Source organism: Pseudomonas kitaguniensis, assembly GCF_049199985.1.
In the GTDB taxonomy this organism is placed as follows: Bacteria; Pseudomonadota; Gammaproteobacteria; order Pseudomonadales; family Pseudomonadaceae; genus Aquipseudomonas; species Aquipseudomonas kitaguniensis.
In genome coordinates this window covers 271719-278418 of sequence record NZ_JBLZPT010000002.1, presented here as the reverse complement: position 1 = coordinate 278418, position 6700 = coordinate 271719, and the positions used below count along the sequence as shown (strand labels likewise).

Genomic DNA, 6700 nt, shown 5'->3' with positions numbered 1-6700 from the left:
TTTATCTTTTATTTTAATATAAATTACTAATCACCCCCCCCCCCCCCCCCCCCCCCCCCCCCCCCCCCCCCCCCCCCTCCCACAGTTGAATGCATTCTGTTTGCGAGATTGGAGCGACTTCAGGGCGTGCCAGCGCGGCCCGGTTTATCCCTCGGCCAGCGCCGGCGTACGTGGTGGGATCAGGCGTTTACTGCCGGTGGCTTCATACGCACAGGCAAACCGCAGCAGCGCCGAATCATCATAAGCTCGCCCGGCAAACGTCAGGCCTACCGGCATGCCAATGTCTGCCATCACGCCCATCGGCACGGTGACGGTGGGCACGCCCAAGTGGCGAATCGCGAGGTTGCCGTTGGCCACCCAGACGCCGTTGCTCCAGGCTATATCGGCCGAGGTTTGGTTGACATCGGCATCGGCCGGGCCAACATCCGCCACGGTAGGGAACAGCACTGCATCCAGCCCCAGTGTGTCCATCCAGTCTTCCAGGTCCACGCGCCGGGTTTGTTCCAGGCCGCGCAGGCCGTCCGGCAGGCTGCTGATCTGATCCCATGGCGTGATGCCGCGCTCGGCCATGCGCACGTATTGGTCCATGCCTGCGGCCAAATCGTCTTCGCGATTGGGCAGGGTTCCCGGGTCGTGAGGGAAGATCTTCGGCCCGTCTACATCGGCCAGGCGGTTCAGGGTCGGGTCGTCGTTGGCGCGCAAGAAGTCATCGAAGGCCCAGGCCGACAGCTCCCACAATTCGTCGTGCAAAAATTCCTTCGAAACCAGGCCACGGGTAAATACCGTGGGCGCGCCGGGGCGGTCGCCTTCGCAGTTGGAGACCAGCGGAAAGTCCACCTCGATCACTTCGGCACCGGCGGCTTGCAGTGCCTGGCGCGCGGCTTGCCAGAGGTCGATGACGCTGGCGCGGGTGTTGATCTTTTGCCCGGTCGGCCCGCCGATGCCGGGTTTTTCGCTGGTGCCGGCCTCGGGGTCGGCGTTGATGTACATGCGCGGTACACCCAAACGCTTGCCGGCGAGGGCATCGCGGTTGACGGCCAATTGCGCGTAGGACGCAGGGCGCACCGAGGCCACGCCCGGGATGGCGACCCAAGGTTGCAGGCGCCACAGGTCGCCGCGTGTGTCGGGGTCTTCGGCGACCACGACATCGAGTACTTCGAGAAGGTCGGCCATGGTGCGCGCGTAAGGTACGACCACGTCCATGGTCGGCGTCAAAGGCCAGTTACCGCGTACCGAAATCACCCCGCGCGACGGGGTGTAGGCGCACAAGCCATTGTTGGAGGCCGGGCCGCGTCCGCTTGACCAGGTTTCTTCGGCCAGCCCAAAGGCTGCAAAGCTTGCTGCGGTCGCGGTGCCGGCGCCGTTGGATGAGCCGGAGGCGAACGGCGCCGTCAGGTAGTCGGCGTTGTACGGGCTTTCGGCGCGGCCATATACGCCGCGCTGCATGCCGCCGTTGGCCATCGGCGGCATATTGGTTTTGCCCAGGCAGATGGCGCCGCCGGCACGCAGGCGCTCGATGGTGAAGGCATCGCGTTGCGCGGTCAGCTTGGCGAAGGCCGGGCTGCCGGAGGCTGCCGTCAGGCCTTTCACCAAATAACTGTCTTTGGCGGTGTAGGGAATGCCATCCAGTGGACCCAAGGTTTCGCCTTTGGCGCGTCGGGCGTCGGACGCCTCGGCTTCTTTAAGGGCGTCCGGGTTACGCACCACGACGGCGTTCAGCGCGGTCGCGGTTTGCGGGCCGTCATAGGCATCGATTCGCGCCAGGTAGGCCTGCACCAGTTCAACGGCAGTGGTGTGGCCGCTTTCAAGCGCAGCGCGCAATTGAGCAATGGAGACTTCGGTAACTTGCATCACGTTTCTTTAGCCGCCTTCAAGTGGGAGGTATGGCGGCAGTCTACGTACAGATATTTCACAAAACCAGCGCCGGGTAGCTGCGGGAACGCAGCGCATTCCCGCTCGCCACAGGTGTGCGCAGCCGGAGCTTGGCGAGGTCATTGCGAGGGGGCGGCCTTATCGCTAGGGTAGGGGTCTATTATTTCAAGGAAGAGACCATGCAAAGACCTTATATCGCTCTGACCGCTTTGCTCGGCTTTTCGCTGTATACCCTGGCAACGATGCTCACGGCCGAGCAATCACTATTGGCTTTTGGACGGCAACTGATGTCGAGGCCGGACACGGCACAGGTGGTGATCGACCTGTACCTGATGGCTGCGCTGGCGTGTGTGTGGATGTATCGGGATGCGCGCAAGCGAGGGCGGTCGGTCGCGTCTGTGGTGCCGTATTGGTTGCTGACGGCGGTGTTCGTTTCGGTGGGACCGTTGTTGTACATCGTCGTTAATGGGTTTGCGTCGCGTCCGAGTACGAACCCCTGACGGTTCGAGCCGGCAAGGGCGCGATCCGTCAGTCGGGTGTCATAGAGGGTGATCGCACCCTTCCGGTTACACGCCTTTGGTCGATGGCAGCAATATCGTCATAATCCCCAGCAGCGGCAGGAACGAACACAGGGTGTAGACGTATTCGATGCCGTGGCTGTCGGCGAGCAGGCCGAGCAGCGCGGCGCCTATGCCGCTGAAACCGAACATCAGGCCGAAGAACACACCGGCGATCATGCCCACATTGCCCGGCACCAGTTCCTGGGCGAAGACCACGATGGCCGAGAACGCCGAGGCGAGGATGAAACCAATCATCACGCTGAGCACGGCCGTCCAGAACAGGTCGACGTAGGGCAGGGCCATGGTAAAGGGCGCGGCGCCCAGGATCGAAAACCAGATAACTTTCTTGCGCCCGATTTTGTCGCCAATCGGGCCACCGGCGAAGGTGCCGACGGCTACCGCGCCGAGGAACAGAAACAGGTACATCTGCGAGCTGGCAACCGACAACTGGAATTTTTCAATCAGGTAGAAGGTGAAGTAGCTGGTCATGCTGGTCATGTAGATGTATTTGGAAAACACCAACAGCGCCAGCACCACCAGGGCAAACGTCACGCGGCCTTTGGACAAGCCGTGAGTGGCTTTGCCGCCTTGCTTGAGCTTGAACAGGTTGAGGTGGTTGCGGTACCAGCGGCTCAAGCCGTACAGCACCAAAATCGCCAACACCGCGAACAGCCCGAACCAGGCGATATGCGTTTGGCCGTATGGAATGATGATCGCCGCCGCCAGCAACGGGCCAAAGGCGCTGCCGGTGTTGCCGCCGACCTGGAAGGTCGATTGCGCCAAACCGTAACGCCCGCCGGAGGCCAGGCGCGCCACGCGTGAGGTTTCCGGGTGGAAGGTCGACGAGCCCACGCCCACCAGCGCCGCCGCCATCAGGATCGCCGGGAAGCTGCCGACAAACGCCAGCATCAAAATACCGATCAAGGTGCACACCATGCCCGCCGGCAACAGCCACGGTTTGGGGTGACGGTCGGTGTGGTAGCCGATCCACGGTTGCAGCAACGACGCGGTGAGTTGGAAGGTCAGGGTGATCAGGCCGACCTGGGTAAAGCTCAGCCCGTAGTTGGCCTTGAGCATCGGGTAGATCGATGGCAGCACGGCCTGGATCAGGTCATTGATCATATGCGCCACGGCACACGCGCCGAGCACGCGCATGACCAAGGGGCTGATGTGCGGCGTGCTGGTTGCAGCGGCGGGTGAAGCGGACAGGCTCGACATGCAGGCATTCCATACAAGGCAGCAAACAGGGGCAGCGAGTACTTAAGCCCGTTGCCCATTTCATAATATTTCGGAGTTTATGCTAGATTCGCCGCAAATGCCTGTCTCGCGCAATTCGGGCGGCAACTGTCGCGAAAAGGGCGAAATGATCAAATCACTGGATAAATTTCTGCAGGAGATCGATCAGGGCGACTGGGCTGTCATCAGTTCCGCCACCGACTATCCCGAGAATTGGTTAGTGCCCGACCACAGCCATGAGAAGCACCAATTGCTCTATGCCATCGAAGGCGTGATGGTGGTGCGCTCGGCGCAAAACCAGTGGACGGTGCCGCCCAATCGCGGTTTCTGGATGCCGTGCGGGCAGGTGCATTCGCTGCGTTGCGTCGGCGCGCTGAAAATGCGCAGTGTGTTCGTGCGGCCCGACAGTTTTGCCAACCTGCCTCGGGCTTGCTCAGCGAGCTGATCAAGGCCTCTGTCAGTGTGCAACCACCGTACGCCGAGGACTCGCGGGACGCGCGCATCATGCGCCTGATCCTCGACGAGCTGGCCATTCTGCCTGCGCTGCCGTTGTCCCTGCCGCAGCCCGCCGACCTGCGCATCCAGCGTATTTGCCAGGCACTGCAACGCGACCCCGGCGATGCGTCGACCGTGGCGGATTGGAGTCATCGGCTTGAGCTTGATCAGAAAACCATTCAGCGCTTGTTTCGCAAGGAAACCGGCCTGACCTTCGGCCAATGGCGCCAGCAGGCGCGGTTGCTGTTGGCGTTGGAACGCATTGCGCTGGGGCAGAAGATTATTGATGTGGCGGTTGAACTGGGCTACGACAGCCCAAGCGCCTTTACCAGCATGTTCAAGAAGCAGTTTGGCAAGACGCCGAGTCAGTTTTTCAGGTAACGGGCCTCGCCACGCTACGAGGCAAGCCGGCGGTCACTGCTCCGCCGTGGTCAAGTTAGCGTAGAAAATGCAGCCGATCAGCCGGGCAAACAGGCTGAGGGTTTCCGACAGGTTTGGGTCTTCAAACAGCATTGCCCTTGAATCCAGCGCACACAGCGCGCCAAACAAGCGGCCATCAGGCAGAAAGATCGGCGCGCCGGCGTAGCTCTCGATGGCGAATTGCTTGACCACCGGGCGTGTTGCATAACGGCCATCTTGACTGATTTGCGGGATAAACAGTGCCGTCGGGTTGATGCAAAACTCACTGCACAGTGTGTTTTCAAGGTTAAGCACGTCATCCACATTGATGCCCATTGCCATGGGGTCATGCACCGAGCAAACGATCCATTCAATGTCGGTGAACTTGGCGATGCTGGCGAATCTCATCCCGGTCAGGCGGGTGACCAGTTGCAAAATGCTGGTAGTGGCTTCTATTTCGGCGATAGCGGCACGTTCATCGGCGCTGAGAAGCGCATGTGCTGGGGTGACGCTGGAATTCATGTTGTAACACTCCAAGGGCGTGGTGGCAGGTGCCACCACGAACCGTCAGGTCCTAATTAATCCGTGGGTGCTGTTGCACCAGGTTTTTACGTTTCGCCTCAAGCTCGGCAATTTCGGCGTCGATGTCTTCAATCTTCTGCTCGATATTGTCATGGTGTTCTTGCAGCAACTCTTTGGCTTCTTCCATGTCCGAAGCCGCCGGCGCCGCACCACGCAGAGGTTTATTCGCAGTTTCCTTCATGGTCAGCCCGGTAATCAAGCCGACTACAGCAAATACCATCAGATAGTAGGCGGGCATAAACAAATCGTTGGTGCTTTCCACCAGCCACGCCACTGCCGTCGGCGTAATACCGGCGATCAAAACCGACACATTGAACGCGCTGGCCAAGGCGCTGTAGCGCAGGTGCGTGGGGAACATCGCGGGCAGGGTGGACGCCATCACGCCGATAAAGAAGTTAAGGATAATCGCCAGGATCAACAGGCCGGCGAAGATCAGGCCGATCTTGCCGCTGGTGATCAGCATAAACGCCGGAATCGCCAGGAACAGCAGGCCGACGCTACCGGCAATAATGAACGGCTTACGGCCGATCTTGTCGCTGACAAAGCCGATAAACGGCTGCACGAACAGCATGCCGACCATGATTGCGATGATGATCAGCACACCGCTGTTTTCTTCGTAATGCAGGTTGTGCGACAGGTAGCTCGGCATATACGTGAGCAGCATGTAATACGTCACGTTGGTGGCCGCGACGATGCCGATGCAGGTCAGCAGGCTGCGCCAGTGTTTGGTGGCGACCTCCTTGAACGACACTTTGGGGCCGTGGGTCAGGCCTTCACGGTCGCCTTGTTCAAGCTTGTCCATGTGTTGCTGGAAGGCTGGCGTTTCTTCGAGTGCGTGGCGCAGGTAAAGGCCGATGATGCCCAGCGGCAGCGCCAGGAAGAACGGCAGGCGCCAGCCCCACGCTTCAAATTCGGCTTCGCCCAACACGCTGGAGATCAGCACCACGACGCCAGCGCCAAGTACGAAACCTGCGATCGAGCCGAAGTCCAGCCAACTGCCGAGGAACCCGCGTTTACGGTCCGGGGCATATTCGGCGACGAAGATCGAGGCGCCGGTGTATTCACCGCCCACCGAGAAGCCTTGGGCCATTTTGCACACCAGCAACAGGATCGGCGCCCAGACGCCAATCGACGCATAACCGGGTATCAGGCCAATCGCAAAGGTGCTGAGGGACATGATCACGATGGTGGCGGCGAGGACTTTCTGCCGCCCGTATTTATCGCCCAAGGCGCCGAAAAACAGGCCGCCCAGCGGGCGAATCAAGAAAGGTACGGAGAACGTGGCCAACGCGGCGATCATTTGTACGCTGGGCGAGGCGTCGGGGAAAAACACCTTGCCGAGCACATAGGCGACAAACCCGTACACGCCGAAGTCGAACCACTCCATGGCGTTACCCAGCGCGGCGGCGGTGATCGCCTTGCGCACTTTGGCATCGTCAACAATGGTGATGTCTTTCAAACCGATCGGTTTGACGCTTTTTTTACGTAATTTCATCCGGGCCACTCTAAAACTGAACAGGGGTGGTGCCACCGTCCCGATGGCACCGCTCTGTCAC

Annotated in this window: 5 protein-coding genes and 1 pseudogene; 2 read left to right on the top strand and 4 right to left on the bottom strand. The window is 60.4% G+C overall.

Annotated features, from left to right (window positions below):
* Positions 1 to 144: 144 nt before the first annotated feature.
* Positions 145 to 1854: an amidase gene (locus ACOZK9_RS05195; protein WP_421555395.1), complete on the bottom strand. Its 1710-nt coding sequence runs from the start codon at positions 1852 to 1854 to the stop codon at positions 145 to 147.
* Between the two features lie 197 nt (positions 1855 to 2051).
* Here ACOZK9_RS05195 and ACOZK9_RS05190 point away from each other — a divergent pair, with 197 nt between their 5' ends.
* Positions 2052 to 2372 carry a DUF2834 domain-containing protein gene (locus tag ACOZK9_RS05190; RefSeq protein WP_122250123.1) on the top strand — a complete coding sequence of 107 codons (321 nt, stop codon included), beginning with the start codon at positions 2052 to 2054 and terminating at the stop codon, positions 2370 to 2372.
* Positions 2373 to 2438: 66 nt separating this feature from the next.
* Here the strand turns inward: ACOZK9_RS05190 and ACOZK9_RS05185 are convergent, their stop codons facing one another.
* Positions 2439 to 3650 carry an MFS transporter gene (locus ACOZK9_RS05185; RefSeq protein WP_421555394.1) on the bottom strand — a complete coding sequence of 404 codons (1212 nt, stop codon included), beginning with the start codon at positions 3648 to 3650 and terminating at the stop codon, positions 2439 to 2441.
* A gap of 97 nt (positions 3651 to 3747) precedes the next feature.
* Here ACOZK9_RS05185 and ACOZK9_RS05180 point away from each other — a divergent pair.
* Positions 3748 to 4544, top strand: a pseudogene (locus tag ACOZK9_RS05180) (AraC family transcriptional regulator).
* Positions 4545 to 4577: 33 nt separating this feature from the next.
* Here ACOZK9_RS05180 and ACOZK9_RS05175 read toward each other — a convergent pair.
* Both ACOZK9_RS05175 and proP read right to left on the bottom strand, forming a co-directional pair.
* Positions 4578 to 5084 (bottom strand): GAF domain-containing protein, encoded by a 507-nt coding sequence (locus ACOZK9_RS05175; protein WP_122250125.1) that lies wholly within the window; start codon positions 5082 to 5084, stop codon positions 4578 to 4580.
* Between the two features lie 52 nt (positions 5085 to 5136).
* The gene (gene proP / locus ACOZK9_RS05170) at positions 5137 to 6639 is read right to left on the bottom strand and encodes a glycine betaine/L-proline transporter ProP (RefSeq protein ID WP_058411193.1); all 1503 of its coding nucleotides are present in this window, start codon (positions 6637 to 6639) and stop codon (positions 5137 to 5139) included.
* Positions 6640 to 6700 lie beyond the last annotated feature (61 nt).

Coding starts and splice junctions, on each gene's coding strand:
- ACOZK9_RS05185 (WP_421555394.1), bottom strand. CDS start 3,650: ATGTCGAGCCTGTCCGCTTCACCCGCCGCTGCAACCAGCACGCCGCAC.
- proP (WP_058411193.1), bottom strand. CDS start 6,639: ATGAAATTACGTAAAAAAAGCGTCAAACCGATCGGTTTGAAAGACATC.
- ACOZK9_RS05190 (WP_122250123.1), top strand. CDS start 2,052: ATGCAAAGACCTTATATCGCTCTGACCGCTTTGCTCGGCTTTTCGCTG.
- ACOZK9_RS05175 (WP_122250125.1), bottom strand. CDS start 5,084: ATGAATTCCAGCGTCACCCCAGCACATGCGCTTCTCAGCGCCGATGAA.